The 25,585-nt window shown below is 69.9% G+C and carries 24 protein-coding genes; 12 read left to right on the top strand and 12 right to left on the bottom strand.

Annotated elements, in window-relative coordinates; translation table 11 throughout:
- Positions 1-11: 11 nt before the first annotated feature.
- The 4 genes from ABDC25_RS15365 to ABDC25_RS15350 form a co-directional block, all read right to left on the bottom strand.
- The gene (locus tag ABDC25_RS15365) at positions 12-419 is read right to left on the bottom strand and encodes a DapH/DapD/GlmU-related protein (RefSeq protein WP_017829277.1); all 408 of its coding nucleotides are present in this window, start codon (positions 417-419) and stop codon (positions 12-14) included.
- 80 nt (positions 420-499) lie between these two features.
- The gene (locus ABDC25_RS15360; protein WP_021201189.1) at positions 500-1,273 is read right to left on the bottom strand and encodes a DNA-formamidopyrimidine glycosylase family protein; all 774 of its coding nucleotides are present in this window, start codon (positions 1,271-1,273) and stop codon (positions 500-502) included.
- Positions 1,273-2,070, bottom strand: a complete 798-nt coding sequence (locus tag ABDC25_RS15355) for an EI24 domain-containing protein (RefSeq protein WP_347123477.1) — start codon at positions 2,068-2,070, stop codon at positions 1,273-1,275. The genes ABDC25_RS15360 and ABDC25_RS15355 overlap by 1 nt, the downstream gene beginning before the upstream one ends.
- Before the next feature lie 23 nt (positions 2,071-2,093).
- A complete protein-coding gene (locus ABDC25_RS15350) occupies positions 2,094-6,674 on the bottom strand; it encodes an ATP-dependent helicase (RefSeq protein ID WP_347123475.1) in 4,581 nt (1,526 codons plus the stop codon).
- A 227-nt stretch (positions 6,675-6,901) separates the two neighbouring features.
- Here ABDC25_RS15350 and ABDC25_RS15345 point away from each other — a divergent pair, with 227 nt between their 5' ends.
- From ABDC25_RS15345 to ABDC25_RS15335, 3 genes are read left to right on the top strand one after another with little or no spacing between them, the layout of a single operon-like run.
- The gene (locus tag ABDC25_RS15345) at positions 6,902-7,663 is read left to right on the top strand and encodes a DUF998 domain-containing protein (RefSeq protein ID WP_200861074.1); all 762 of its coding nucleotides are present in this window, start codon (positions 6,902-6,904) and stop codon (positions 7,661-7,663) included.
- 32 nt (positions 7,664-7,695) lie between these two features.
- Positions 7,696-8,967 carry a sensor histidine kinase gene (locus tag ABDC25_RS15340; RefSeq protein ID WP_347123473.1) on the top strand — a complete coding sequence of 424 codons (1,272 nt, stop codon included), beginning with the start codon at positions 7,696-7,698 and terminating at the stop codon, positions 8,965-8,967.
- Complete coding sequence (locus ABDC25_RS15335; protein ID WP_029260003.1) at positions 8,964-9,623, top strand: response regulator transcription factor; 660 nt, start codon at positions 8,964-8,966, stop codon at positions 9,621-9,623. The genes ABDC25_RS15340 and ABDC25_RS15335 overlap by 4 nt, the downstream gene beginning before the upstream one ends.
- Before the next feature lie 87 nt (positions 9,624-9,710).
- Here the strand turns inward: ABDC25_RS15335 and ABDC25_RS15330 are convergent, their stop codons facing one another.
- Positions 9,711-11,402 carry an ATP-binding cassette domain-containing protein gene (locus ABDC25_RS15330; RefSeq protein WP_347123470.1) on the bottom strand — a complete coding sequence of 564 codons (1,692 nt, stop codon included), beginning with the start codon at positions 11,400-11,402 and terminating at the stop codon, positions 9,711-9,713.
- Between the two features lie 289 nt (positions 11,403-11,691).
- Here ABDC25_RS15330 and ABDC25_RS15325 point away from each other — a divergent pair, with 289 nt between their 5' ends.
- Positions 11,692-12,015: a hypothetical protein gene (locus tag ABDC25_RS15325; protein ID WP_347123468.1), complete on the top strand. Its 324-nt coding sequence runs from the start codon at positions 11,692-11,694 to the stop codon at positions 12,013-12,015.
- Here ABDC25_RS15325 and ABDC25_RS15320 read toward each other — a convergent pair whose 3' ends face one another.
- Positions 12,016-12,672 (bottom strand): alpha/beta fold hydrolase, encoded by a 657-nt coding sequence (locus ABDC25_RS15320; protein ID WP_347123466.1) that lies wholly within the window; start codon positions 12,670-12,672, stop codon positions 12,016-12,018. It abuts the gene before it with no gap.
- Between the two features lie 72 nt (positions 12,673-12,744).
- Between ABDC25_RS15320 and ABDC25_RS15315 the strand changes: the two genes are divergently transcribed.
- Complete coding sequence (locus ABDC25_RS15315; protein ID WP_347123464.1) at positions 12,745-13,350, top strand: NUDIX hydrolase family protein; 606 nt, start codon at positions 12,745-12,747, stop codon at positions 13,348-13,350.
- A gap of 57 nt (positions 13,351-13,407) precedes the next feature.
- Here the strand turns inward: ABDC25_RS15315 and ABDC25_RS15310 are convergent, their stop codons facing one another.
- A complete protein-coding gene (locus ABDC25_RS15310; protein ID WP_347123462.1) occupies positions 13,408-14,475 on the bottom strand; it encodes a low specificity L-threonine aldolase in 1,068 nt (355 codons plus the stop codon).
- Between the two features lie 101 nt (positions 14,476-14,576).
- On the opposite strand from ABDC25_RS15310, the gene ABDC25_RS15305 reads away from it, so the two are divergent.
- Positions 14,577-16,031, top strand: a complete 1,455-nt coding sequence (locus ABDC25_RS15305) for an MFS transporter (RefSeq protein ID WP_347123460.1) — start codon at positions 14,577-14,579, stop codon at positions 16,029-16,031.
- 12 nt (positions 16,032-16,043) lie between these two features.
- On the opposite strand, the gene ABDC25_RS15300 is transcribed toward ABDC25_RS15305, so the two are convergent.
- The gene (locus ABDC25_RS15300; protein ID WP_347123458.1) at positions 16,044-16,703 is read right to left on the bottom strand and encodes an SDR family oxidoreductase; all 660 of its coding nucleotides are present in this window, start codon (positions 16,701-16,703) and stop codon (positions 16,044-16,046) included.
- Between the two features lie 136 nt (positions 16,704-16,839).
- Entirely contained in the window at positions 16,840-18,279 is a 1,440-nt protein-coding gene (locus ABDC25_RS15295; protein ID WP_021201176.1) for a DUF6421 family protein, read from the bottom strand.
- Between the two features lie 72 nt (positions 18,280-18,351).
- Between ABDC25_RS15295 and ABDC25_RS15290 the strand changes: the two genes are divergently transcribed.
- Complete coding sequence (locus ABDC25_RS15290; protein ID WP_017829260.1) at positions 18,352-18,810, top strand: Lrp/AsnC family transcriptional regulator; 459 nt, start codon at positions 18,352-18,354, stop codon at positions 18,808-18,810.
- Between the two features lie 15 nt (positions 18,811-18,825).
- Here ABDC25_RS15290 and ABDC25_RS15285 read toward each other — a convergent pair whose 3' ends face one another.
- Positions 18,826-19,851, bottom strand: coding sequence for a DUF5937 family protein (locus tag ABDC25_RS15285; RefSeq protein WP_347123456.1), 1,026 nt, complete (start codon positions 19,849-19,851; stop codon positions 18,826-18,828).
- A gap of 45 nt (positions 19,852-19,896) precedes the next feature.
- Here ABDC25_RS15285 and ABDC25_RS15280 point away from each other — a divergent pair, with 45 nt between their 5' ends.
- From ABDC25_RS15280 to ABDC25_RS15270, 3 genes are read left to right on the top strand one after another with little or no spacing between them, the layout of a single operon-like run.
- Complete coding sequence (locus ABDC25_RS15280; RefSeq protein ID WP_021201173.1) at positions 19,897-20,259, top strand: cupin domain-containing protein; 363 nt, start codon at positions 19,897-19,899, stop codon at positions 20,257-20,259.
- 14 nt (positions 20,260-20,273) lie between these two features.
- Positions 20,274-20,564, top strand: a complete 291-nt coding sequence (locus ABDC25_RS15275) for a DUF4287 domain-containing protein (protein WP_021201172.1) — start codon at positions 20,274-20,276, stop codon at positions 20,562-20,564.
- A gap of 51 nt (positions 20,565-20,615) precedes the next feature.
- Positions 20,616-21,590, top strand: coding sequence for a 1,4-dihydroxy-2-naphthoate polyprenyltransferase (locus ABDC25_RS15270; RefSeq protein WP_347123453.1), 975 nt, complete (start codon positions 20,616-20,618; stop codon positions 21,588-21,590).
- A 15-nt stretch (positions 21,591-21,605) separates the two neighbouring features.
- Here ABDC25_RS15270 and ABDC25_RS15265 read toward each other — a convergent pair whose 3' ends face one another.
- Both ABDC25_RS15265 and ABDC25_RS15260 read right to left on the bottom strand, forming a co-directional pair.
- A complete protein-coding gene (locus ABDC25_RS15265) occupies positions 21,606-21,911 on the bottom strand; it encodes a DUF4229 domain-containing protein (RefSeq protein ID WP_136024437.1) in 306 nt (101 codons plus the stop codon).
- A 9-nt stretch (positions 21,912-21,920) separates the two neighbouring features.
- Positions 21,921-22,955, bottom strand: a complete 1,035-nt coding sequence (locus tag ABDC25_RS15260) for a hypothetical protein (protein WP_021201169.1) — start codon at positions 22,953-22,955, stop codon at positions 21,921-21,923.
- 305 nt (positions 22,956-23,260) lie between these two features.
- Here ABDC25_RS15260 and ABDC25_RS15255 point away from each other — a divergent pair, with 305 nt between their 5' ends.
- Entirely contained in the window at positions 23,261-24,241 is a 981-nt protein-coding gene (locus ABDC25_RS15255; protein WP_167255561.1) for a glycosyltransferase family 2 protein, read from the top strand.
- On the top strand, positions 24,238-25,584 hold the full coding sequence (locus ABDC25_RS15250; RefSeq protein WP_021201167.1) for a polysialyltransferase family glycosyltransferase: 1,347 nt from the start codon (positions 24,238-24,240) through the stop codon (positions 25,582-25,584). Before ABDC25_RS15255 ends, ABDC25_RS15250 begins: the two co-directional genes overlap by 4 nt.
- Position 25,585 lies beyond the last annotated feature (1 nt).

The following is a 25,585-nucleotide window of genomic DNA, read 5'->3' as shown; positions in this document are numbered from 1 at the left end:
GGCTCGGCCGGTCAGGCCGCGAGCCACAGGCCCTTCTGGTCCGTCGCGATGGTGAGTCCCGCGGCGACCGTCTCGTCGTCGCCGATCCTGGCGCCGCGGACGATGCGCGCTCCGGCGCCGATGTCGGTGCGGACACCCACGTAGGCGTGATCGCCGATCGCCGCACCGTGGCCGACGTGCGCGTGCGCGTCGACGAACGCGCCTTCGCCGATCACGGCATCCTCGTCGATCCAGGCGCCGCGGGCGATGGTGGCCCCGGCGCCGACGCGCGCCCCCGGTTCGATATACGCACCGGCCTCGATGTGCGCTTTCGGGTGCACTTTCGCGCCGTGCGCGACGAGACCCCGGCCGTTCGCGTGCTTGCGATACCGCAGCGTCGCGCCCTGGTCGTTCTCGATGTCGACGTAGTTCTTGCCCACGATTCCTCCCGTGCTCCGGAGTTCTCCGGATATATCAACAACCACGGCAGGGGCGGATTCATTCCCGCGGATGGATGTGGTCAGCGCTGGCAGGAGGGACACCAGAAGGTGACGCGCTCGCGGGTCGGATCGGCACCCTGCTCACCGCGTCGGATGAGGGTTCCGCAGCGTCGGCACGGGCGTCCGGCGCGACCGTATACCCAGGTGCCCTGACCCGGGCGATCGATGCCGGTGAAGGTGCGGTGGCGGCGGTCGCGATTGGCGCGGATGGTGCGGACGCCGAGATCGATGAGGGCGGACACATCGACGTCCGGCGTCGGCGTGGTCGGCAGGATTCCGCGCAGGAACAAGAGTTCCGCGGCGTACTCATTGCCGAACCCCGCGACGTTGCGCTGATCGAGGAGCGCGACATGGATGCTGCGCGTATCGGCCCGGAGACGCCTGACCGCTTCGGCCGCGTCCCAGCTGTCGGCGAGGGGATCCGGCCCCAGGTACCCCACGAGCTGGTCCTCGTCGCGCGTGGCGACGACCTCGATCTCGGCGATGTCGACGCCCACGGCTTCACTCCGCGGTGTGCCGACGACGGCGCGCACCTTGAACGCCGGGTGCCGCCACTTCTCTCCCGGGCGGTACGTGAACCAGGCGCCGTCCATGCGCAGATGCGAATGCAGTGTGCTGTCGCCGATGCGCATGAGCAGATGCTTGCCGCGGGGAACCACGCCGTGCACGGGCTGCCCGGTCAGATCGAGCGTGGCGAACCGGGGGACGCGGAGGTCGAAGCGGGTGACCTCCGCACCGGCCAGCGCTTCGTCGAGGCGTCGGGCCGTGCGGAAGACCGTGTCGCCCTCGGGCATCAGGAAGCCCCGAGGGGCGCGGGCGGGGGCGGCGTCGGGGTCGTCGTCGTGGGCAGCGCAGCGGTTCCCGTGCGGGTGAGCATGTCCCGCGCGAGCATGGTGCTGCCGGCGACGGCGGCGGGCATGATCGCGACGGCGCCGCCGGGGATGAGGAAGCAGAGCTGGGTCGCGACACCGAAGCCGAGCACCCGTGCGCGGCTGCCGGAGAACAGCACGGCTCGGTCGGCGGGGTTGAGGTCGCGGGCGTCGAAGGCGCGGCCCGTCAGTTCGCGTGCGAGCAGTCGACCGGTGAGCACGACACCGGCGATGGGGCCGAGGAATCCACCGACGGCCGGGATGAGGCCGATCAGCAGCACGAGGACCGCGATCAGGATGCCGAGCAGGACCAGTCGGAGCCCTTCGCCGAGGGCGCTCCAGAAGCCGCCGCCGTCGGCAAGGGGAGCGTCACCGAGATCGACCTCGACCGCGTGCCAGATGCGCTGATAGAACGGGTCGCCGATCGTCAGGGTCAGAGCGCTGAACACGACGCTGGCCAGGGCGAGCGCCGCCGCGACGATCACGAAGCTCACTGCGGACCGCAGCAGTCCGCGCCACGGTTCGAGCCACCCCTCGGCGAACGGCGTCAGCCAGGTGGAGACCGACGGCAGCGAGATGATCAGCGGCACGAGTGCGGCAGCGAGCAGGATCAGCGCGATGATCGCGGGGATCAGTCCGAGCACCATGAGGCCCGGCCGCGTGCGCCACAGGCCGAATCCCCGCAGCAGCGTACGGATGCCGGCGGCGAACTCTCGGATCATGGCTTCCAGCGTAGAGGCATCGCTCAGACGACCTTGCGGAGGGTGTATCCGCGCGGCGTCGCCACGAAGCCGGCCTCCTGCAGGGCGAGCGCGAGTGCGGTGCCGTAGACCCCCTCGCCGTTGATCTTCTCGACGGTGAGGGTATCCAGGCGTCGGCTGCGCGCGGTGGCAGCGAGGTCGGCGGTGGCGGCACGCAGCACGTCGACGTCATCGCTGAACGACAGCACCGTGCGGCCACCGCGTTCCAGGGAGAGCACCAGGGTGCCGTCGACCAGGACGACCAGACCTCCCGCCTTGCGCCCGGGGCGGTGCGACACCCCGTCGAGCTTGGGCCAGCCGAGCGCCGCACCGTAGGGGTTCGCGGGGTCGGTCGCGGCGAGGGTGACGGCCGTGCGGGGTGGTGGATCGGCGAGGCCCGCGTAGGTGCGCAGTCGGTCGACGGTGCCTGAGGCGGCGAATTGCGCGGCGCCGAGCTTCTCGATCACGTAGCCGCGGCGACAGTGCCCCGCCTCTTCGAAACCGGCGAGCACTCGATAGGCCTGCGCGAAGCCGCCGGGCACGCCTTCGGCCTGCACGGCCCCGCGGGTCACGACGCCGTAGCGGTCGAGCAGGAGGCCGGCGGTGACGGTCGCCCGACGGGAGGGATCGGTCTCGAGTGCGGGCAGCAGCGACCAGCGTCCGCCGATCGACGCGGGCCGCGGTGCGGCGGATCCGGTGAAGGACACGCCGCGGTAGGTGCGGGCACGGGGGGCGCGGCGCTTCACCTTGTGTGCCTGCGAGCCGCCGGCGAGAAGAGAGCGGATCGGGGCGAAGGTGTCGTTGGTGACGTAGCCCGACCACGTCAGCGACCACAGCGCCTCGAGCACGGACTGCTCGTTCTCGGCCGCGGCCATCTCTTTCAGCTGGCCGGCGAAGTAGGCGCCGCCGACGTCGAGGGCGATGAGGATACGTGATTCCAGGGAGTCGGAGGCGATCTCGGTGTCGCGTTCCGGGAGGGTGAAGGGCGCGATGTCGGCGGGATGCAGCGACACCCAGCCGTCGCGCCCCGGAAGCGTGCCGTGCCCCGACCAGATGACCTCGCCGGCGGCCGTCAGCTCATCCAGCATCCCGGGGGAGTAGTCGCGCACGCGGGAGGGGAGGACCAACGATTCCCAGGCGCTCGCGGGAATCGGAACACCGGCGAACTGCTCGATCACGCTGAGCACGCCGTCGACGCCGTCGAGGGGGCGACCGATGTGCTGCCAGTCGGGCAGGAATCGGGCGTACGCCTCGGGGGAGACCGGTTCGACCGATCCACGGATCGCGGCGAGCGAGCGCATCCGCAGGCGGCGCAGCACCTCGGTGTCGCACCATTCGATCGCATCGCCGCTGCCCGCCGCCTCCGGCAGGAAGTAGCCGCTCGTGATCCGCCCCGCGGTCTCGAGGCGCTGCAGGGTGTGCCGGGCCACCGCGGCGCCGAGTCCGAACCGGGCGGCGATGGCATCCGTCGTGAACGGGCCGTGCGTGCGGGCATGGCGGGCGACGAGGTCGCCGAGCGGGTCGGCGACGGGTTCGAGGAAGGCGACAGGGACACCGGTCGGGAGCGCAGCGCCCAGGGCATCGCGCAGGCGTCCTGCATCTTCGATCGCCGCGACCCGGCTCGTGCCGGCGATGGTCACGGGGATCGCCCGGCGCGCGGTGATCAGCTCGTCGAGCAGGGCGGCTGCCGAGGTGTCGACGATCGAGTCGGGGTCGAGGCGGGCCGTCGCCTCGTCGGCGTCGAGGGGGCCGAGCATCCGCAGCAGGTCGGCGACGCCCTCGAGTCCGCGCGCTCGGCGATCGGGGTCGAGACGCTGCGCCTCGCGCTCGAACTGGGCGATCACGTCGGGGTCGAGCAGTTCGCGCAGCTCGACCGTGCCCAGCAGCTCGCCGAGCAGTGCGGGGTCGACCGAGAGAGCGGCCGCTCTGCGCTCGGCGAGAGGGGAGTCGCCCTCGTACATGAAGGCGCCCACGTAGCCGAACAGCAGGTCACGGGCATACGGCGAGGGCTGGCCGGGCTCGGTCTCGACGAGGCGGATGCGGCGGTCGGCGATCGACGTCGCGAGGGTGCGCAACGAGGGGAGGTCGTAGACGTCCTGCAGCACTTCGCGCAGGGTCTCGAGGATCACCGGGAAGGTCGGATGGCGCCTGGCCACCTCGAGCAGCTGAGCCGACCGCTGTCGCTGCTGCCACAGCGGGGTGCGCTTGTTGGGATTCATGCGGGGCATGAGCAGTGCCCGCGCCGCGCACTCGCGGAAGCGGGACGCGAACAGGGCGGAGCCGCCCACCTCTTCGGTGACCAGGTGTTCCAGCTCGTCGGGCTCGAACACGAACAGCTCTGCGCCGGGCGGCTCGGCCTCGGCATCGGGGATGCGCACGATGATGCCGTCATCGCTCGCGACCGCCGACCCCTCGACGCCGAGGCGCTCACGCACCCGGGCGTTGATCGCCAGCGCCCAGGGTGCGTGCACCTTCATGCCGTAGGGGGAATGCAGGATGACACGCCAGTCGCCGACCTCGTCGCGACCGCGTTCGACGGTGAGCGTGCGGTCGGTCGGGAGCGTGCCCGTCGCTTCGCGCTGCTCCGTCAGGTGCGCCATGAGGTTCGCGCGCGCCTGCTCGTCGAGTCCGGCGTCGATCAGTCTCTGCGCCGCCTTCTCGGGAGTGGCCGCCGACACCTCACGGGAGAACGCGCCCAGAGCCTCGCCGAGCTCGAACGGGCGGCCGATCCCGTCGCCGTGCCAGAACGGCACCTTGCCCGGCTGCCCGTAGGCCGGGATCACGTTGACGCGGTCGTGGGTGATCTCCGCGATCCGCCAGCTCGTCGTACCGAGCGTGAACACGTCTCCCACCCGCGACTCGTAGACCATCTCCTCGTCGAGCTCGCCGACCCGCGCGCCCGTCGATTCGCCGGCGACGAAGACGCCGAACAGGCCGCGGTCCGGGATCGTGCCGCCACTGGTCACCGCGATGCGCTGCGCTCCCGGTCGCCCGGTCAGCGTGCCGGCATCGCGATCCCACACCAGTCGGGGGCGCAGCTCGGCGAACTCGTCGGACGGGAATCGACCGGCCAGCAGATCGAGCGTCGCCTCGTAGGCCGAACGCGGAAGAGCCTGGAAGGGCGCCGACCGGCGAACAGTCTCGAACCACTCCTCGACCCCGATGGCTCCGAGGGCGCTCGCGGCGACGGTCTGCTGCGCGAGGATGTCGAGCGGGTTGCGCGGCACCTGGATCGCCTCGATCTTGCCCGCGAGCATCCGCTCGGTCACGATCGCGGTGTGCAGCACGTCGCCGCGGTGCTTCGGGAAGAGCGCGGCGCGACTGATCTCGCCCACCTGGTGACCGGCGCGGCCCACCCGCTGCAGACCGGAGGCCGCCGAGGGCGGTGCCTCGACCTGGATCACGAGGTCGACCGCTCCCATGTCGATGCCGAGCTCGAGGCTGCTCGTCGCGACGACGCAGCGCAGCACGCCGGACTTGAGCTCTTCCTCGACCTGCGCGCGCTGCTCCTTCGAGACCGAACCGTGGTGCGCCTTCGCGAGCACGGGATCGGCACCTGCGGTCGCTCCGGCCTGCGCCATCATGGCGGCGGGTACGGTCGCCGCCGGAAGTTCGACGCCGATCCGCTCGGAGTAGATCTCGTTCAGACGCCCGGTGAGGCGCTCGGCGAGGCGACGGGAGTTGGCGAACACGATCGTCGAGTTGTTCTGCAGGATGCGGTCGACGATCGCCTCCTCCACATGGGGCCAGACCGAGCCGGTGACCTCGGAGTACTCGGCATCGGCCGCATCCCCCGGCACGCCGGGAGGGGGCGGCGGGTTGGTCATGTCATCCATCGGCACGACCACGCCGAGCTCGAAGGTCTTGGATGCGGGGGGCGCGACGATCTCGACCGGAGCCGAGCCGCCGAGGAACCGGGCGACCTCGTCGATCGGGCGGACGGTGGCCGAGAGTCCGATGCGCTGCGCGGGAGTCTCGATGCCGTTCGCGCGGCGCAGCGCGTCGAGGCGCTCCAGGCTCACGGCGAGGTGCGCGCCGCGCTTGGTGGCGGCGACCGCGTGCACCTCGTCGATGATCACGGTGTGCACGCCGCGCAGCGTCTCACCTGCGCGGCTCGTCAGCATGAGGTACAGAGACTCGGGGGTCGTGATGAGGATGTCGGGCGGGTCGGACACGAGCTTGCGTCGGTCGCTCGAGGTCGTGTCGCCCGAGCGCACGCCGACCGTCACCGCCGGCGCCGGAACTCCGAGCCGTCTGGCCGACTGTCCGATGCCGATCAGGGGCGAGCGGAGGTTGCGCTCGACGTCGACGCCGAGCGCTTTCAACGGAGAGATGTAGAGGATGCGCGTGCGTGGCTCGCCCTTCGCCGGAGGGGCGGTCTCCGCCATGCGCTCCCGGAAGACGCTGTCGATCGCCCACAGGAACGCCGACAGTGTCTTGCCCGACCCGGTCGGTGCCACCACGAGTGCGTGCTTGCCCGCGGAGATCGCATTCCAGGCGCCTGCCTGCGCCGGCGTGGGCGCGGCGAAGGCCCCCCGGAACCAGTCCTGCGTCGCGGAGGTGAAACGGTCGAGCACGTCGCTCATCACTCCATCTTCGTCGAGGCCGGGGACATCGGGGTCGTGACGATGTCGGCGGAAGGCGGGATGTTCGCATGCGCACACCTCCCGCGACCGCGAAGGGACGGCTTTCGGCAGAGGTCGTTCCCCCGCATCGCGGCGACGACGAGGCGTCGTACCTCGGTACGACGCCCCTCGACAGTGGGCACTCCGGGCCGACGCGACCGGGTTCCCTCCGCTCATACCGTCTCCCTATGCCCACCGAAAACACCGCCTCTCACCCTGCCGGGACCACTCTCCGCATCATCGCCTCGATCGTCGGAAGCCTGCTCGTCGCCGTCGCGCTGACCATCATCTGGGTCGCCCGTCTGAGCATCGACCGCGTCCTGTATGTGAGCGGACTCGGAGCCGACGGCGAGCCGACCGCGGGATGGTTCGAGCTCGCACTGCTGCTCCTCGTCACTGGTGGCTTCGCTGTGGCCTGGGCCTCGCGCGGGCTGCGTTCGACGGTGCCGTGGTTGAGCATCTGGTCGCCGTCGTTCTCGGTGGCGATGGCATCATCGCTGTTCCTGGTGGCCTCGCAGGTCACGTGCACGACCGGGTGCCCGCTGCCGGTGGGGCCCGCGTTCACCTGGCAGGATCTGGTGCACACCACGGTCGCCGTGCTCGCCTTCGCCCTGGCCGCGTTCGCGATGCTGCAGGTCTCCTTCGTCGAAGGTCGGCGCACGCTCCGGGTGCTCTCGCTCGGCGCGGGCATCTCGACGGCCGTGATCGCCGCGGCGGGAGGCATCCTCTCCCTGCTGCAGTTCCGCACGGACATCGGCAGCATCTTCGAGCTCGTCGCGACCACCATCGGCATGGGGTGGCTCGCGATCCTCGGAATGGACACGGCGGTCGCGCAGCGGCGTCGACGGGTGCGGCGCGAGACGTGGAAACCGGTGGCGCCGACCCTCGACCCGCATCAGAGCACCGCGCGTCGCACCGCGACGGGTGCGCTCGTCGCCGTCTCCCGCTGAGGAACCCGACGTGCGATGCGTAGAGTCGTCATATGCGAGAGTCAGCATCCGTCGGCGAGAGCGGGGTCCGGTCGGTGGACCTGCCGCGGCCGCCGGGGATCGTCCGGCGGTTCTGGGGAAACCACCCCTGGCTCTTCGACGGTCTGCTCGCCTTCGCCTACCTCGTCGTGAGCGTGTTCTGGGCGGTCGTCGCTCCCCTCTCCTCGGGCGACTGGTCCCCGCTCGCTCCGATCGTCGTCCCTATCGTGCTGGGCGTGCTCGCGGCGATCGGACTCCTCTTCCGCAGGTATCGACCGTGGCTCACGTTCGGGGTCTTCGCGGTCGTCGCGGTCGTGGCGCTCATCGCCGACACGCCTGCCGAGCCGATCGGCGTCGGCTTCGCCCTCTACGCGCTCTTCGTCTACCGCTCGAACCGCAGCGGATGGGTCGCCTTCGGGGTGACGGTGCTGGCCGGGGTCGTGGTGCTCCCCGCTCTCGACTGGCTGCGCCGCGGTGCCCCCGATGGCGGCTTCACGTATGTGCCGGGCAGCCTGCTGTTCCTCGTCGTGATGCTGATCGCCGCGCTCCTCGGAGTCACCGTGGGTGACCGGCGGCGCTACATCGGGGCGATCCTCGACCGCGCCAACCAGCTCGCACGCGAACGTGACCAGCAGGCGCGGATCGCGACGCTGGCCGAGCGCGCGAGGATCACCCGCGAGATCCACGACGTCGTCGCGCACAGCGTATCGGTCATGGTGTCGCTCGCCGACGGCGCCGGCGCGCTCGCGGAGAAGGATCCGCAGCGTTCGCGCAGCGCCATCCAGGAGATCGGCGAGGTCGGACGGCAATCGCTCGTCGAGATGCGCCAGCTGCTGGGCGCGCTCGGCGACGACGCGGACGACGGCGAGGAGCAGAGCCCGCTGCGCCCCAACCCCGGACTGGCGGAACTCACGGCCCTGGTCGAGACCTTCCGCTCCGCGGGTCTGCCGGTGACGGTGCATATGCAAGGGGCGGCGCCCGGGTCACCGGCGCTGCAGAACACGATCCACCGCATCGTGCAGGAGGCGCTCACGAATGCGCTGCGCTATGCCAAGGACCCGCGTGAGGTGCTCGTGAGTCTCGATTTCCGTGGAGAGGTCCTCGTGATCGAGGTCACCGATGACGGCCGGCAGGGCCCGCCGGCGGTCTCGGTCGGATCGGGCCGCGGCCTCGTGGGCGTGCGGGAACGCGCGCGGCTGGCCGGCGGGACGGTCGACGCCGGTCCGCTCCCCGAGGGCGGATGGCGCGTGCGGGTGGAACTTCCCGAACAGGAGGAACAGGGATGACCGAGGAGAAGATCCGGCTGCTCATCGTGGACGACCACGAGTTGATCCGTCGCGGCATGCGGATGGTGCTCGATGCCGAAGATGACATGCAGGTGGTCGGGGAGGCCGTCTCAGGAGCGGAGGCCGTGCACCTCGCGGCCGATCTGCGACCCGATGTGATCCTGATGGACATCCGGATGCCGGAGATGGACGGTATCGAGGCGACCAGGCGCATCGTGCGGAGCACGCCGTCGAGCCGGGTGCTGGTGCTCACGACCTTCGACCTCGACGAGTACGCGTTCGGCAGCCTCCGCGCAGGAGCGAGCGGGTTCCTGCTGAAGAACACCCCGCCCGCGCAGCTGACCGCCGCGATCCGCGCGATCGCCGCCGGTGACGCCCTCGTCTCGCCGCGCGTCACACGGTCGATGCTCGACCTGTTCGCCACCCGTCTTCCCCGACAGGCCGAGGCGGTCGATTCACGGCTGGACGTGTTGACCGAACGCGAGCGGGATGTCTTCCTCGCGATCGCCAAGGGATACAACAACACCGAGATCGGCGAGAGCCTGTTCGTGTCGGAGTCGACGGTGAAGACCCACGTCGGCCGCATCCTGCTCAAGCTCGATCTGCGCGACCGCGTGCAGGCCGTCATCCTCGCCTACGAGGTCGGCCTCGTCTGACGGTTCCGGTGCGACGACGGCGCGCGCCGAGGAAACGGAGTCCCGGCGCGCGTCGTCGTCTTCCGCGCGTTGTCGTCCTCCCGCGCGTCACTGCTCCAGCGAGACCTCCTGGAGCGCGCCGTCGGCGTCGATCTGGAGTGTCAGATCGAGGTCGAGCCGCCGCAGGAACGCATCGTCGTGACTCACGATGAGCACGGCCCCGCGATAGGCGCGGAGGGCGTCGACGAGCTGGTCGACCGTGTCGAGGTCGAGGTTGTTCGTCGGCTCGTCCAGCACCACGAGGTGGGGTGCCGGGTCGGCGAGCAGCAGCTTCGCCAGCGCGACGCGGAAGCGTTCGCCACCGGAGAGGGCGGCGACCGGTCGCTCGGCGGTGGCCCCTCGGATGAGGAACCGCGCGAGGCGGTTGCGCAGCTCCTTCTCCGGGACGTGCGGCGCCGCGGCCGCGATGTTCTCGAACACCGACCGCGCCTCGTCGAGGCCGTCGACCCGCTGCGGCAGGTAGCCGATCAGGTCGGTATGGGCTTCGGCATGCAGGGCTGGCCGTACGGAACTCAGGACCTCCGTCTCGGATCCGCTTCCTTCCCGCCCCTGCGGCCCGACGGGAGTTATTGTTCCTGAGCTGTGAACGCCGGTGGCGACCAACCGCTCCAGCAGCGTGGTCTTCCCCGCGCCGTTGCGTCCGATCAGCGCGACCCGCTCCGGCCCCTGGATCACCCACGCGCGTTCGTGATCGCCGACCGTCGCGATGCGGCGGCTGCGCGACACCTGCGGGTCGGGCAGCTCGATCTTCATCGACGAATCGGAGCGTACCCGTCGCCCGGCCTCGTCGAGAACCGAGCGCGCGGCATCCTCCTTCGCTCCCACCTCGGTGCGGAGCCTGCCGGCCGATACCTCGGCGGCCATCTTCCGGCCGTGCGCGACGATCTTCGGGACCCGCTTCTCGATCTCCGCCTTCTTCGCCGTGCGCGCGCGGTGGGCGAGCTTCACCTCGGCTTCGATCCGCTGCCGTTTCTCCTTGCGGAGCACCTGGGCGGCGGTGACCTCGGCCTGCTTCGCGGCATCCTGCTCGGCGTCCAGCCACGCACGCCATTCCGAATACGGACCGCCGAACACGCTCAAGGTCTGGGCGTAGAGCTCGGCGGTATCGTCCATCAGCTCGAGCAGCGACAGGTCGTGGCTGACGACGATGAGCGTGCCTTTCCAGGCGCGCACCATCGCCGCGAGCTTCGCCCTGGAGTCACGGTCGAGGTTGTTGGTCGGCTCGTCGAGGAGCGTGATCGGTGCGCGGCGCAGGCGGATGCCGGCGATCGCCGCGAGCACGGCCTCCCCGCCGGAGAGCTCTCCGACCCTGCGGTCGAGGAAGTCCGGCGCGAGACCGGCCTCCGCCAGGGACGCCTCGGCGCGCGCCTCGATGTCCCAGTCGTCGCCGACCGCGTCGAAGTGGGCGGGATCGACGTCGCCGGCGCTGATCGCCCGCACGGCGTCGAGCGCCTCCGACACTCCGAGAAGCTCGGCGACGCGGCGGTCGACATCGAGAGTCAGCTGCTGCGGAAGGTACGCGACCTCGCCGGATGCCGTGACCATGCCCGAGGTCGGTTCGAGCTCGCCGGCCATCAGCCGCAGCAACGTCGACTTGCCCGCGCCGTTGCGACCGACCAGGCCGGTGCGTCCCGAGCCGAATGCGCCCGAGACGCCGTCGAGCGCGACCGAGCCGTCGGGCCAGGTGAAGGTGAGCCGGTCGAGGATGACCGACGCGTGAAGAGTGGTGGGAGTTGACATGAGTGTCTCCTGTCGAGTGCGAGGGTGCACTGACACCGAGCCTCTGCCGGGCCGTGACACGCGTCACAGGATGCGAGAGGAGAGGGTCTGCCGTGGAGTCGGCGATCGTCGGGTCAGCGCGCGGAAAGAAGAGCGCGGAGGCGACGGATCAGATCAAAGGACTTCCAGACACGGCGGACAGGACTCCCCGACGATACCCGGGGCTGTCAGGATCGCGCAACCCCCGGGCGTGTCGGACATCCGTCGTGCGGGGGATGCCGTCGAGCCGGCGGATCCGTACCGTGGAGTCATGGCAGATCAGGATCCGAGTCCGCAGGAGTCGCGTTCGCGCATGGGCCTGGGCGTGGGGCTCGCGCTCGGGGTGGCGATCGGAGCGTCGATGGGTGCCGCCCTGCAGAACTGGGCGCTCGGTATCGGGATCGGAGTGGCGATCGGTGTCGCGCTCTCCGTCGCCATCGCGTCGGGCGGGGGTTCCCGCCCGGGAAGCCAGCCTGAGGGCGACCCTGACGACGGCCCTGACAGCGACGGCCCTGACGGCGACGACACCGACGACGGCCCCGACGGCGATCCCGGCGCTTCCGCGGAGAAGCCAGAGGAGAAGCCCGAGCTCTGATCAGCCGGTGGTGATCCCCTCCAGCCACTTCGTGAGGAACCGGTGCACGTCGGTCAGCTCCTCCTCGGAGATGCTGTGCGTGAGGCCGGTGTACACCCGTCCGGAAAGCTCGGAGTGCGCAGGCAGCCACTGCGCGGTGTGATCGATCAACGCGGGCGGGATGACGTCGTCGTGCGTGCCCCGACCCCAGAACACGTGCGGGCGCAGTTCTGCCAGCGACTCGTCGTTCGGCAGCTCGCCCGGTGCCGCGTAGCCGCTCAGGACCGCGACGGCTCCGAAGCGCTCCGGTGCCAGGCGCAGAGCCTGCAGCGACACCGCCGCACCCTGGGAGAAGCCGAGCAGGGCGACCGAGGAAGCATCGGCCGCCGCGGAGTCGAGCCAGCGCAGGAAGGCCTCCGCCGCGGCGGTCACGGCCTCGGAGCTGCGCCCGTCGAGTCCCTCGATCGGGTACCAGGAGCGCCCGGGCATCGGCCACGGGGGCGCGAGGGGCGCGGCGACGGATGCGACGGCGATGCCCTCGGGAAGGTAGGGGACGAGTCCGAACAGGTCGTGCTCGTCGGCGCCGTAGCCGTGCAGCAGGACCAGCAGAGGCATGCCTCCGCGGTCGGGGGATGACCATCTGGTCGCGGTGTCGTCGATCGTCAGGTTCTCGCTCACACCGTCATCCTGCCAGGGGCGACCGACGTGCGCGCGGTGTCGGTTCGCAGAAGCGGCTGGTAGAAAGGACACATGGCCGTCCGCACACCTGATCCCGATCCGGAGCCCGATGACGACGGTCTCGGTGACTTCCCGGATTCGAACCGGCTCGCGCCCGACGCGAATCCCGGCTGGCTGAGCGAGTTCGAGCTCGAAGAGGCTCGGCGCCGTCTGCCGATGCTCTACGTCGAGGCGATCCCGGTGCGCACCGACGGCTCCGGCCAGGTGATCGAGATCGGCATCCTGCTGCGCTCCACTCCGATGGGCGAGATGACCCGCACGATCGTGTCCGGTCGCGTCCGCTTCGGTGAGACGATCCGCGACGCCCTCTTCCGCCACGTCGAGAACGACCTGGGCCCGATGGCCTTCCCGCTGCTGCCGCCGCAGCCGCTGCCGTTCACGGTGGCCGAGTACTTCCCGATCCCCGGGGTGAGTGCGTTCCACGATGATCGGCAGCACGCCGTGTCGCTGGCGTTCGTGGTGCCGGTGACGGGAACGTGCGAGCCGCGTCAGGACGCTCTCGAGGTCACCTGGTTCTCGCCGGAGGCCGCCGGTTCCGACGCGGTCGCCGCCGAGATGGAGAACGGCCGGGGCACGCTCATCCGACAGGCTCTCGCGAGCCTCGGTCTGCTGCGCTGACGTCCGTTGCGCTGACGTCTTCTGCGCTGACGTCTGCTCTGCTGGCCTTCGCGGCGCTCAGGCCGTGGTGAGCCGGGCGAGTTCGGCGACGAAGGCGTCGACGTCGGCTTGCTCGGTGTCGAAGCCGCACATCCACCGCACCTCCTTGCGCGCCGCGTCCCAGTCGTAGAAGCGGAACGAGTCGCGGAGCTGGTCGGCGACTCCGTCGGGGAGCGTGGCGAACACGCCGTTGGACTGGGTCGGCTGGGTGAATCCGACGCCCCGGATGGAGCCGTCGGCGATGCCGGCCTCGATCTCGGAACGCAGACGGGCCGCCATGGCGTTGGCGTGCTGGGCGTTGCGCAACCAGAGGTCGCTCTCGAGCAGGGCGATCAGCTGCGCCGACACGAACCGCATCTTCGACGACAGCTGCATGTTGAACTTGCGCGAGTACTTCAGTCCGTGGGAGGCCTCGGGGTTCAGCACGACGATCGCCTCGCCGAGCATGGCACCGTTCTTCGTCCCGCCGAAGGTGAGCACGTCGACACCCGCGTCACGGGTGAACGCGCGCAGCGGCAGGTCGAGGGCGGCAGCGGCGTTCGAGAGGCGTGCGCCGTCGAGGTGCAGCTTCATGCCGCGCTCATGCACGTGGTCGGCGATCGTGCGGATCTCGTCGGCCGTGTACAGCGTGCCGAGCTCGGTGGTCTGGGTGATCGAGACGACCAGCGGCTGCGCGCGGTGCTCGTCGCCCCAGCCCCAGGCCTCGCGGTCGATCAGCTCGGGGGTGAGCTTGCCGTCGTCGGTGGCGACCGTGAGCAGCTTGAAGCCGCCGATCTTCTCGGGCGCCGCAGCCTCGTCGACGTTGATGTGCGCGGTGGAGGCGGCGATCACCGCGCCCCAACGCGGCAGCATCGACTGCAGGCCGGTCACGTTCGCGCCGGTGCCGTTGAACACCGGGAACGCCTCCGCGCCCTCGCCGAAGTGCTCCTGGAAGACCTCCTGCAGGCGCGCGGTGTACGCGTCCTCGCCGTAGGCGCTCTGGTGGCCGCCGTTCGCCGCGACGATCGCCGCAAGGATCTCGGGGTGGATACCGGAGTAGTTGTCACTGGCGAAGCCCCGGATCGCGGGGTCATGCTGGATGCTCACCTCCCCAGCCTAATTGTCCGGCCGGTGCTCGCGGTGCGACGACGATGCTCTGTCCGGAGAGGGGCTTCCGGATGTCGGAGGCCGGTCCTACCCTCTTAGGCATGCAGCGCACCGCAGCGAAGAGGGCCTTCGCCAACGTCCTCGTCAACACGCTCATCGCGAACGTGACGACGAGCTTCCTGTGGTTCGCGCTCACGTTCTGGGTCTACATCGAGACGCAGTCGGTGCTGGCCACGGGCATCATCGGCGGTGCCTACATGCTGTTCGTCGCGTTCTTCGCGATGGCGTTCGGCACGATCGTCGATCGAAACCGCAAGCACACCGTCATGGTGATCTCGAGCGTCATCTCGGCTGTCGCTTTCCTGGTGGCCGGGGTGCTCTACCTCTGGCAGCCCGAGGCGGCCCTGCTCGACCTGGGAGGACCGTGGTTCTGGCTGTTCTCTGGCATCATCCTGTTCGGCGGAGTCATCGAGCAGCTGCGCAACATCGCGCTGTCCACGACGGTCACCCTGCTCATCCCCGAAGAGAGACGTGCGAACGCCAACGGCCTGGTCGGCACGGTGCAGGGCATCGCCTTCCTCGTCACGAGCGTGTTCTCGGGACTCTCGATCGGCTTCCTCGGCATGGGGTGGACGCTCGCGATCGCGATCGCCGCCATGGCGCTCACGTTCGTGCATCTGCTGTTCGTACGCATCCCCGAGGGCAATCCGGAGCCCGACCCGAACGCGTCGAGCGCGCTCGACTTCCGGGGGAGCGTGCGGGCCATCCGGCTGGCTCCCGGCCTCTTCGCACTGATCATCTTCTCCACGTTCAACAACCTCATCGGCGGCGTCTACATGGCGCTCATGGATCCTTACGGGCTGACGCTCTTCGACGCCCAGACCTGGGGATTCGCCCTGGCGTTCGCGTCGACCGGATTCCTGGTCGGCGGGGGACTCGTGGCCAAGTTCGGTCTCGGTCCGAAGCCGATGCGCACGATGCTGCTCGTGGTCATCGCGATGGGGCTGCTGGGCTCCGTGTTCATGCTGCGGGAGTGGTGGCCGCTGTATGTGGTCGGCATGTGGGTGTACATGGCGCTGGTGCCTCCGGTGGAGGCGGCCGAGCAGACCGTGATCCAGAAGGTCGTGCCGTTCGAGCGGCAGGGGCGCGTGTTCGGAGTGGCCGCCGCGATGGAGGCGGCAGCGGCCCCGATCACCGCATTCCTGATCGCACCGATCGCCGAGTTCCTGATCATCCCGTACATGGACACGGCGCAGGGGCAGCGGCAGTGGGGGTGGCTGCTCGGCGAGGGAGAGGCTCGAGGCATCGCGCTCATCTGCCTGTTCGCCGGACTGATCATGGTCGTCGCCGCCACCCTGGCCTTCTTCACCCGCTCGTATCGCAAGCTCACAGAGCTGTACGCAGAGGCTCCGGAGCAGGAGGTCGCGGGGGCGGAGGAGGAGATCTCGGACCGGACACCGGACGATGACGAGACCGAGCCCGTCGTGACCCGGCGTGCGGACGCACCGCCCGTCGTGCCGGGGATTCCCCCCGAATCCGGGGGACCGCGTCGGTGATCCCGGGCGGAATCAGGCCACGTCGAACACCCGGTCGTTGAGCTCGGCGGCGTCCGCATCCCACAGCGCGACGATCCGTGCAGCGAGCACCTCGGCGTCGAGCGCCTGGGCGCGGAACACGACGGATGCGGCCCGCAGTGGGTCCCCGGCCTCGCGCGACGCCTTGGCATACCCCTGCGCGACCGCTCGGGCCCAGGCTTCGCTCGCGGCCTTGACGGCGGCGTAGTTCGCCCCGCCGGCGAGGGGACGTGCGACGGCGGTCGAGGAGACGATCGCGAAGCGTCCGGCCGCGGAGGCGCGCAGGGCAGTGTCGAACGCCCGGCTTGTGGCGCGCACCGCTTCGAGTGCCGGCAGCAGGGCGGCGAAGTCAGCGTCGGATTGCCCGGCTAGCCCTCCACCACCGCGCCAGCCGCCGACCAGCGGGACCACCGCATCCACGGGGCCGATCCGCGAGGCCACGGCGGTCATCGCGTCGAGGGAGGTCGCATCGGCGACCTCGACCTGAGCCCCGGCATCTGCGAGTTCCCGCAGGCGCTCCGCGGAGCGGCCGGTGGCGATGACACGGGCATGCGCGGCGACCAGTGCGCGTGTGGCGGCGAGGCCGGCGGCGCTGGTCGCTCCGGCGAGGACGACGGTGCGTCCGGCGGCGTTCGAATCGGTGCGTTCAGCCATGTGTCCACTCTTCCGCGTCGTCGGGGCTTCTGCGGCCGGAACCCGCGGAGAGATCCGCAGAACAGGTTCCGGCCGCAGCGCGGTGCGCCCCAGCGTCACACTCGGAACGCGCGCGGTGCGCGCGTGGTCTTCATCCTCAGTCGTCGGTACCGCGGATGCCGACAGTCGACTCGATGACCGGCTTCATCTTCTTGTCGAGGGTCTCGAAGAACATCGACAGCGGGAACTCGTCGTCCATCACGGCGTCCGTGTAGCCCTTCGGCGCACCGGCGAGGATCTCGTCCGAGAGCCCGCGAGCCCACTGCGATGCCGGGTGCGGGGTGAGCGTGCCGCGCACCAGTTCGTATGCGGCGAGCCAGTGCGCGACCTTCGGGCGGTCGATCGAGTGCCAGTACAGGTCGTCGATCGCATCGCCCAGAGCCACCACGGCATCGGGCACGTTGTCCCAGTCGAACGCCAGAGCGGTGTCGGTCCAGTGCAGCACGCCGCGCTGGTGCAGCCATGCGAACAGCAGCTGCCCGCCGACCGCGTCGTAGTTGCGGGTGCGGGTGCCCGTGATCGAGAAGCGGAAGATGCGGTCGAAGATCACCGCGTACTGCACGAGGTGCGCGTAGTCGTGCATCTCCTGCTCGGTCGCAGTGAGCTCCTCGCCGGCGTCGATGCGTGCCGCGAGGGCGCGCTCGATCTTCACGGACTCGCGGAACGCCGTCATGTCGCAGCGCATCTCCTCGAGCGAATAGAGGAAGAACGGCATCCGCTGCTTGATCATGAACGGGTCGAACGGCAGGTCTCCGCGCATGTGGGTGCGGTCGTGGATGATGTCCCACATCACGAACGTCTTCTCTGCCACCTGCTGATCGTCCAGCATCGCGGCCGCGCGCTCCGGCAGGTCGAGGTTGGTGATCTCGGCAGCGGCACGGGTGACGCGACGGTAGCGGGCCGCCTCGCGGTCCTGGAAGATCGCGCCCCACGTGAAGGACGGGATCTCGCGCATCGCGACGGTCTCGGGGAACAGCACGGCCGAGTTGGTGTCGTATCCGGGCGTGAAGTCGACCAGACGCAGCGAGACGAACAGCTTGTTGCCGTAGTCGCCCGCTTCGAGCGCCGCGATGAACTCCGGCCAGATCGTCTCGACGATCAGCGCTTCGACCAGGCGGTCGCTGGATCCGTTCTGCGTGTACATCGGGAACACGACGAGGTGACGGATGCCGTCGACGCGGTGCTGCTGCGGCTGGAAGGCCATGAGCGAGTCGAGGAAGTCCGGCACGCCGAAGTCCGAGGCGGACCAGCGGTCGAAGTCGACCACGGAGGCGGCGAGATACTCGGCGTCGTGCGGGAAGGCCGGGGCGAGCGCGCGGATCGCGGCGGTGATGGCGCCGACCAGCTCGCGGGCGGCGGCATGATGAGCGGCGTCCGGGATCGAGCCGTCCTTGATCTGCATCTCGCGGATCGCGATCGCCGCGTCCTTGAGCTGTGCCCAAGCGGTCGACTGCTCGGCGATCGATGCGTCCTCGACGACCTCGGGTTCGCCGACGATGGCCTGAACAGCGGAACTGTTGGCGGAAAGAAGGGACATCGGGACCTCCGATCGGAGCTTTTAACGGAAAGATTCCTGCACAAACGGAATCCTGACGATAATCTTACAGCCATGGATGACTCTGTCGACCGCGCGATCCTGACCGCGATCTCCCGTGACGGCCGTGCCACGCTCTCCCAGCTCTCGGATGCGGTGGGGCTGTCGGTCTCGGCGGTGCAGTCGCGCCTGCGTCGATTGGAGACGCGGGGAGTCATCTCCGGATACCAGGCGATCCTCGACCCCGAGCAGGTGGGCACGCCGCTCTCGGCGTTCATCGAGATCACCCCGCTCGACCCGGCGCAGCCCGACAACGCGCCCGAGCTGCTGGAGCACCTGGACGCGATCGAGGCATGTCACTCCATCGCCGGCGATGCCAGTTACATGCTCTTCGTGCGGGTTCCGTCACCGCGTGCGCTCGAAGAACTGGTGCGCGACGTGCGGCTCGCGGCGAACGTCAGCACCCGCACGACCGTGGTCCTGCAGACGTACTACGAGCACCGGCCGATCATCCCGGTGGGCTCCACCGAGTAGTCGGACGAGCGGGCGTCAGAGCATCGCGCCGACCATCGCCTCGCCCAGCGGCGTGCGCAGATGCAGCATCCTGGCGCCGTCGCGTTCGCTGGCGATGAGACCGCCGCCCCGCAGCACCGAGAGGTGGTGCGATGCCGTCGATATCGCGATGTCGGCATCGCGTGCCACCTGCGAGGTCGTGCGGGCCGTGCCGGCGCCGAGCAGGATGGCCGCTCGGGCCGGCCCCAACAGGGCGCCGAGGGCGTCGGCGATCTCGGTGGCGTCGCGGGCCCATCCGGCCGTGACTCCCCGGGCGGGATAGAACAGGGTGGGCTGTGCCGGCGGCTCGGTGAGCACCATGCATCCCCATGACGACATGACGGACGGGACCAGGACCAGGCCGCTTCCCCGGCAGTCGACCTGTTCGCTGTGGCGGCGCAGCGAGACGCGGACGGCACCGGACCCCCAGGTCACCTGTCGGTGCAGATCGCCGGCCATGCCGGCGATGCCCGCGCTCGCCATCGTGCGTGTGCGGACGGCGATGTCGGCGCGCAGCAGCCGGTCGAGCTGCGGCCACACCGGGGCGAGTGCGGCGTCCCACACGGCGCCCCACGCGTCGGCGATCAGGCTGCGGGCGCGGGCGGGGTGATCCCGCATCGCGCGGAGAGCCTCTCGCCGGGTTCCGCTCGACCGCGCCACCATCTTCCCGAAGTCGACGCGCATCGGGTCGAGGGGTGCGGCACGCAGTTCGTCGAGCTCGATCTCGGGCGTGAGGTCCCAGCGGGGTGTGGTCGTCAGGAAGTCGGGCAGGTAGCCGTCGTCGCCGATCACGGTGGCGAGCAGCGCGATGTCGTCGCGGGGGAGGCGGTCGCGCACGGAACGCAGCCACCCCCATTGCAGGGGGTGGGCGGTCGGTCGCCGTAGTACCCGTACCGCGTGCGCGAGCTCGTGTCCGGGCGAGATGCCGAACCGCACCGCCTCGACGTCACCCGGGCTCAGGTGGAACTCGACGCGGTGATCGGGGTGCTCGACGCCCTCGATCGGGCCGTAGTTTCGATCCACGTCGAAACTCTAGGGACTCTTCGCGAGTCTGTCGAGACTGGTGCCATGAACAGCACATCACCATCGAACGGGGTCGTCTCCGGGGCGGACATCCGCATCGGTACGGGCGGCAGCCGCAGGTTCGTGGGAGCCGAGCACGGCGCCGAGGTGTCGTACTTCTTCGTCGAGAACCAGCCGGGGGAAGGGCCGGGGCTGCACTGGCATCCCTATCCTGAGACCTGGGTCGTGATCGAGGGCATTGCCTCGATCGCGGTGGGCGAGGAGACTTTCGTGGCCGGGGCGGGAGACACGGCCACCGGGCCCGCCTTCATCCCGCACCGCTTCACCAATGTGGGGGACGGGGTGCTCCGTATCATCGGCATCCACGCCTCCGCCACCATCATCCAGACGTTCCTCGATGAGGACTGACCACAGGAGCACCGATGTCCTTCCAGGCATACCTCGACAACATCGAGACCAAGACCGGCCTCACCCCGCGGCAGTTCATCGCGCTCGCGACCGAGAAGGGGTTCGACCGCACCACCAAGGCGACGCCGATCGTCGCGTGGCTCAAAGAGGACTACCAACTCGGTCAGGGGCACGCCATGGCGCTCGTGCACGTGATCACCAAGGGCCCGCAGATCAGCGACAAGCACGTGGGCACGGGCGGTGCCCACGCAGACGCGTCCGACACTCTGTGGCTCGACGGCAAGGACAGCAACCCGAACTCCTGATGGGCCCTCACGCTGAGGTCGGGCATCGCCCCGGCCAGTAGGATTCCCTGCGTGGAAGCATCCTCCCAGCGCAAGAAGAAGACCCCGACCGCGAAGCGCACCCCGGTCCGCACGAGCGGCAACCCGGCGAAGCGTCCGGCGGTCGAAGCGGGCCCCGTGACGGCCTCCGACTGGGTCGGGGCCGCGCGTCTTCGCACCCTTCCTCTCGCGATCGCGCCGGTCGTGATCGGCACGGGAGCCGCGCGCAGCACCGGGCCCGAGTTCCACTGGGTCATCGCGCTCGCCTGTCTCGCCGTCGCGGTGCTGCTGCAGATCGGCGTGAACTTCACGAACGACTACAGCGACGGCGTGCGCGGCACCGATGCCCACCGGGTAGGGCCCGCGCGCCTGACCGCATCCGGGCGGGTCGCGCCGCGCACCGTCCTCATCATCGGGCTGGTGTTCTTCGCGCTCGCCGCGCTCGTCGGGCTGGCGATCGTCGTGCGCACCGGACAGTGGTGGATGCTCGCGGTGGGCGCCGCCTGCATCGTGGCCGCCTGGTTCTACACCGGCGGCAAGCGGCCCTACGGCTACTACGGCCTCGGCGAGGTCTTCGTGTTCGTGTTCTTCGGGCTCGTCGCCACCCTCGGCACGACCTGGGTACAGATCTTCGCGCTGCCGCAGCAGGCGTGGCTCGGTGCGATCGCGACCGGTCTTTTCGCCTGCGCCGTGCTCCTCGCGAACAACCTGCGGGACATCGATCAGGACCGCGAAGTGGGAAAGCGCACGCTGACGGTGCTGATCGGACGCCGGGCCACCCAGGTGCTGTTCACCCTCTTCGTGATCGCGCCGTTCGGGATCGCGGCCTTCCTGGCGTTGGCGTTCCCGATCGCATGGATCTCGCTGCTGGCGCTGCTCGCAGGGCTCCCGGCGATCGCGATCGTGTGGTCCTACCGGCAGCCCAAGGAACTCGTGACCGCTTTGGCGCTCACGTCGCTGACGTCGCTGCTCTACGCGGGCGCCCTCTTCTGGGCGTTCGTCGGCTGAGCGCAGCCGGGGCGCTCAGGCCCTGGCGTCGCCGTCGATCGGGTCGTTCGACTCGTCGATGACCTGGTCCTCGGCGTCCGCATCGGCCTGTCCGGCGGACGAGCGGCTCTCGCGGCGTTCCTGCAACCGGGCGGAGGCGTCGGTGAGGGGCGCACGCAGGAACAGCATCGAGATGCTCATGCCGATCAGCGCGGCGAAGATCGCGGCGAGCCACCAGAACTCTCGGAAGATCGGGAAGAACACCCAGAGGATGGCGAGCGGGACGAGGAACGCCAGCAGCCGCAGCACGGTGTAGACGAGGAAAGGCGCGGGCTTCTTCACCCCTCCAGTCTACGTTCGCTGCGGACGGCCTCCGTCGCGGGTGCTGTCGTCGGTCCCGTCGTCGGTGCTGCGGGGGATGCCGAGTCGGGGGAAGGGGATGCCGCGCACCACGCGCCGCCACGGATGCTCGCCGAGCGACCACAGCAGTCCCGCCTCGAGGTCGAGGGCGAGGTCTTCGCATCCGACCGGCAGCGGCACCGGAGTCGGCGCGAGCGCCTCGCGCCGGCCGCTCCAGAGCGTACCGGGGTGCATACGGTCGGATTGCGACACGAAGTGCCGATCGCCCCAGCGGACGGCCCCCTGCATCCGCGGGATGCCCGGGGTGAAGCGATCGACCTCGGTGAAGTCGTCCTCGGCGCTCGCGGGGACGATGAACTCGCCGATCCGGCCGCTGTCATCCGTGCGGTGCTCACCGATGAGCACTCGCGGCAACGACGCGCCAGCGTCGTCGAACACGCGGCCGAGGTACGAGCAGCGCAGCGCGATCGGATGCGCGCGGGTGCGTACCGCGATGAGCGCCGTCGTGCGTCCACTGCGACCGCGTGCCCCGGCCAGTCGCTGAGCGAGTGCGCCGTGCACCTGACGGATGTCGGACATGTCGAATTCCCAGACACCGCGTCCTGTGGCCGCGGCGAACAGGCGATCCCCGAACCAGGCGAGCCCGCCGGCGTGGATCCGCGCCGGTTGCAGCTCGCCCTCGTCATCGGTGACCGCGAGCAGGATGTCGATGTGGCGCGAGCGCTCCAGATCGACGAGCGTGACGCGGGAGGCGAGGTGCTCCCCGGAGAGCTCCTGACGGAACCAGCTCACGGCCAGGGTGCGTCGCCCGCGCCACTCGCCGACGTCGACGCCCTGCGGGTACCAGCGCCTGGTCCACGTCCTCGCGCTGAGCCATCGCAGATCGACGGTGTCGCGACGACGCTGTCGCACGGGACGCCAGGTCGATCCGAAGGGCCAGAGCATGCTCCCATCGTCGTCGATGCGTCGCGCGGGTGCGAACCGAACCTCGAAGAGCGCGGCATCGCGGCGCGCAGATTCCATCATGCTGGCATGTATTATGTTACCGGAGGTCGATTTCGTCTCTGGGAACGAATGCGACGACGAAGAACGTCTCGGGGGAGTCTGATGGGGGTCAGACGACCCCGTGGCCCGCGGGGTCGTATCTGCGATCCTGCATCCCGAACGTGTCACGTTCGGCAGTGCGATGCACTGGGAGGTGTGGTTCCGTTCGGGTGCGGGACCACACCTCAGTGCTCGTCTCCGTGGACACCCATCGTTCACCTCCGCGTCGCCATCCGGCAACGACCGCCTGGCACCATTCCCGGACACCGTCCGTCTCCGGGAGTCCTGTGCGCACACCCTTCGTCACCGTCATCCTGCCCGCGAAAGACGCCGGCGAGTACATCGGGACGACGCTCGAAACGCTCACCCGCCAGTTCGACGATGCCGGAGCGGTCAAGCTCGTGGCCATCGACGACGGGTCCCGCGACGACACCGGCGAGCTCATGCAGAAGTACGCGCAGTGCTTCGATCACGCCGAGGTGCTCCGGAATCCGACGGCGCGCGGGCTCGCGACGGCCCGCAACCAAGGCCTCGCGCATGTCGAGGGCGACGCCTTCTGCTTCCTGGACGGCGACGACTGGATGCAGCCGCGGCGGCTCGAGGTACTGCTGTCGCGTATGCGGGAGCTCGGCTGCGACTTCGTGCGCACCGACCACGTCACGGTGACCGACGGACAGCGGGCGCTCGTCCGCGCACCGCACCCGTGGCGGGAGCGGGTGACACCGCCGCGAGAGGCGATCCTGCCCGAGAACGAGTCGACGATGGTCGACTATCCCTACGCCTGGGCAGGGCTCTTCCACCGCCGGATCATCGACAGCGGTCTCGCGGCGTTCCCGGAGGGCCTGTTCACAGCGGAGGACCGTCCTTGGATCTGGCGACTGCACCTGCAGGCCCGATCGTTCGCTGTGGTCGATGCGCCTGCCCTGCTCTACCGCCGAGGCGTCGCCACATCGCTGACGCAGGTGCACGATCGGCGGCAACTCGACTTCGCCAGGGCCATGAATGAGGTCGTCTCAGTGGTCGAGCAGGACGCGGAGGCGGAGCGCTTCCTGCCCAAGGTCGTCTGGACCGCACTCGCCCTCAGCTCCCACCACCTCGTGCGCGCACGGCGGATGAGCCCACAGCTGCGCACGGAGATGCGATCCGGGATCCGCGACATGCTCCGCCGGCTCCCCACTGATGAGGTGACTGCGGTGCTGGGGCGCTTCGACGGGCCGCGCCGCCGCGTGCTCGCGCGCATCCTCCGACAGGCAGGGAGTGCGGCATGACGCAGATCTTCGCGCTCCACAGCGCCTATGGCCTGGTGACGGCCGTCGCCGGGATCGATTCCGGACTCCTCGACGCGTCCGTCGGCGAGCGCCTCCTGGTTCCCTTCACCTCGTCTCGAGTGCCCGAGACGGTGGTCGGGATCGCGCACGACCCGGCGCTCGGATCTCTGCGTGCGCGGTTCGACCGTATCGAGCCGTGGGAAGACCTGCTCGGGCCCATGCATCCGAGTTCGTGGGAGCCGGCCGATTCCGACCTGCCGATGCTGGAGCGGCTGTTCGCACGCGCGTGGGATCTGGATCCTCACGATCTCGAACTGTTCGTGCAGAGTCCGCAGGTCGCGCCGGCCCGCACACTGATGGCGTTGTTCCCGCAGGCGCGCATCACGATCATCGGCGATGGTCTGATGACGTACTCGCCGATGCGGGTGCGGATCCCCTACTCCGTCGCCGCACGCATCGAACAGGTCGTCTACGCCGATGTCGTACCGGGGGTCCGACCGCTCGTCGGGTCACCCGGTGCACAGGTCGTGCCGGTGCCGCCGCGGGTGTTCGCCGCCGCCCTGCGCGAGACGGATGCCGGTTCCCCCGAGCCTCGGGACGAGGCCGGTCCGACGGTGCTCGTGCTCGGACAGTATCTGTCGGCGCTCGGACTGATGACGGCGGCTGCCGAGATCGATCTGCAGACGCGCCTGGTCGACCGCGCGGCGCAGTGGGGACCGCAGTGCATCGTGTTCAAACCGCATCCGGCCGCTCCGCCGCTGGTGACCGCCGCCGTCGAAGGGGCAGCGGCCCGTCGCGGCATCGACTTCGAGGAGTATCGCGGCCCCCTCCCCGCGGAACTGCTCGCCGAGCGACTGGACGCGGTGGCGGTGGTCGCCGGGTTCTCCACCGCGCTGCCGACCGTGCATGCGCTCTTCGGCCGGGCGATCGGTTCGGCGGGAAACGACACCGTGCTGGCCGCCCTGACGCCTTTCGAGAACAGCAACCGGATTCCCGTCACCCTGGTCGACGCCCTCACGCGTGAGGACTCGCCCTATGCCGATCCTGCCCGACTGCAGCTGCTCATCGACGCGGTCGGCTATGCGATGCAGCCGGAGATCGCCGGCCACCTGCGGGGTCGGGCCGAGGAACTGCTGCGTGGCCTCGACGCCGACGAGCGTGCTCGGTACTTCACGCCCCGACGGCTCGCCGAGCTGCGGCTGCCCGGTGCGCCGGCGGAGAACGCCCTGCGTCGTGCGCTGCGTCCTGCCGGGGGAGTGGGCAGGATCGAGGAGTGGCGCCTTCACGCCCTCGGGGCCAGGAGGCGGGCAGGGCGTGCGTGGCGGGCGCTACGCGGACGATGAC

The sequence above is a fragment of the Microbacterium sp. SY138 genome (assembly GCF_039729145.1).
GTDB classification, from domain to species: Bacteria; Actinomycetota; Actinomycetes; order Actinomycetales; family Microbacteriaceae; genus Microbacterium; species Microbacterium maritypicum_A.
This window is presented reverse-complemented; position numbering and strand designations above follow the sequence as displayed.

Excerpts from the sequence above, each read along its gene's own strand:
- ABDC25_RS15360 (WP_021201189.1), bottom strand. The coding sequence starts at position 1,273 with ATGCCCGAGGGCGACACGGTCTTCCGCACGGCCCGACGCCTCGACGAA.
- ABDC25_RS15355 (WP_347123477.1), bottom strand. The coding sequence starts at position 2,070 with ATGATCCGAGAGTTCGCCGCCGGCATCCGTACGCTGCTGCGGGGATTC.
- ABDC25_RS15350 (WP_347123475.1), bottom strand. The coding sequence starts at position 6,674 with ATGAGCGACGTGCTCGACCGTTTCACCTCCGCGACGCAGGACTGGTTC.
- ABDC25_RS15345 (WP_200861074.1), top strand. The coding sequence starts at position 6,902 with ATGCCCACCGAAAACACCGCCTCTCACCCTGCCGGGACCACTCTCCGC.
- ABDC25_RS15340 (WP_347123473.1), top strand. The coding sequence starts at position 7,696 with ATGCGAGAGTCAGCATCCGTCGGCGAGAGCGGGGTCCGGTCGGTGGAC.
- ABDC25_RS15335 (WP_029260003.1), top strand. The coding sequence starts at position 8,964 with ATGACCGAGGAGAAGATCCGGCTGCTCATCGTGGACGACCACGAGTTG.
- ABDC25_RS15330 (WP_347123470.1), bottom strand. The coding sequence starts at position 11,402 with ATGTCAACTCCCACCACTCTTCACGCGTCGGTCATCCTCGACCGGCTC.
- ABDC25_RS15325 (WP_347123468.1), top strand. The coding sequence starts at position 11,692 with ATGGCAGATCAGGATCCGAGTCCGCAGGAGTCGCGTTCGCGCATGGGC.
- ABDC25_RS15315 (WP_347123464.1), top strand. The coding sequence starts at position 12,745 with ATGGCCGTCCGCACACCTGATCCCGATCCGGAGCCCGATGACGACGGT.
- ABDC25_RS15305 (WP_347123460.1), top strand. The coding sequence starts at position 14,577 with ATGCAGCGCACCGCAGCGAAGAGGGCCTTCGCCAACGTCCTCGTCAAC.
- ABDC25_RS15300 (WP_347123458.1), bottom strand. The coding sequence starts at position 16,703 with ATGGCTGAACGCACCGATTCGAACGCCGCCGGACGCACCGTCGTCCTC.
- ABDC25_RS15295 (WP_021201176.1), bottom strand. The coding sequence starts at position 18,279 with ATGTCCCTTCTTTCCGCCAACAGTTCCGCTGTTCAGGCCATCGTCGGC.
- ABDC25_RS15290 (WP_017829260.1), top strand. The coding sequence starts at position 18,352 with ATGGATGACTCTGTCGACCGCGCGATCCTGACCGCGATCTCCCGTGAC.
- ABDC25_RS15280 (WP_021201173.1), top strand. The coding sequence starts at position 19,897 with ATGAACAGCACATCACCATCGAACGGGGTCGTCTCCGGGGCGGACATC.
- ABDC25_RS15275 (WP_021201172.1), top strand. The coding sequence starts at position 20,274 with ATGTCCTTCCAGGCATACCTCGACAACATCGAGACCAAGACCGGCCTC.
- ABDC25_RS15260 (WP_021201169.1), bottom strand. The coding sequence starts at position 22,955 with ATGATGGAATCTGCGCGCCGCGATGCCGCGCTCTTCGAGGTTCGGTTC.
- ABDC25_RS15250 (WP_021201167.1), top strand. The coding sequence starts at position 24,238 with ATGACGCAGATCTTCGCGCTCCACAGCGCCTATGGCCTGGTGACGGCC.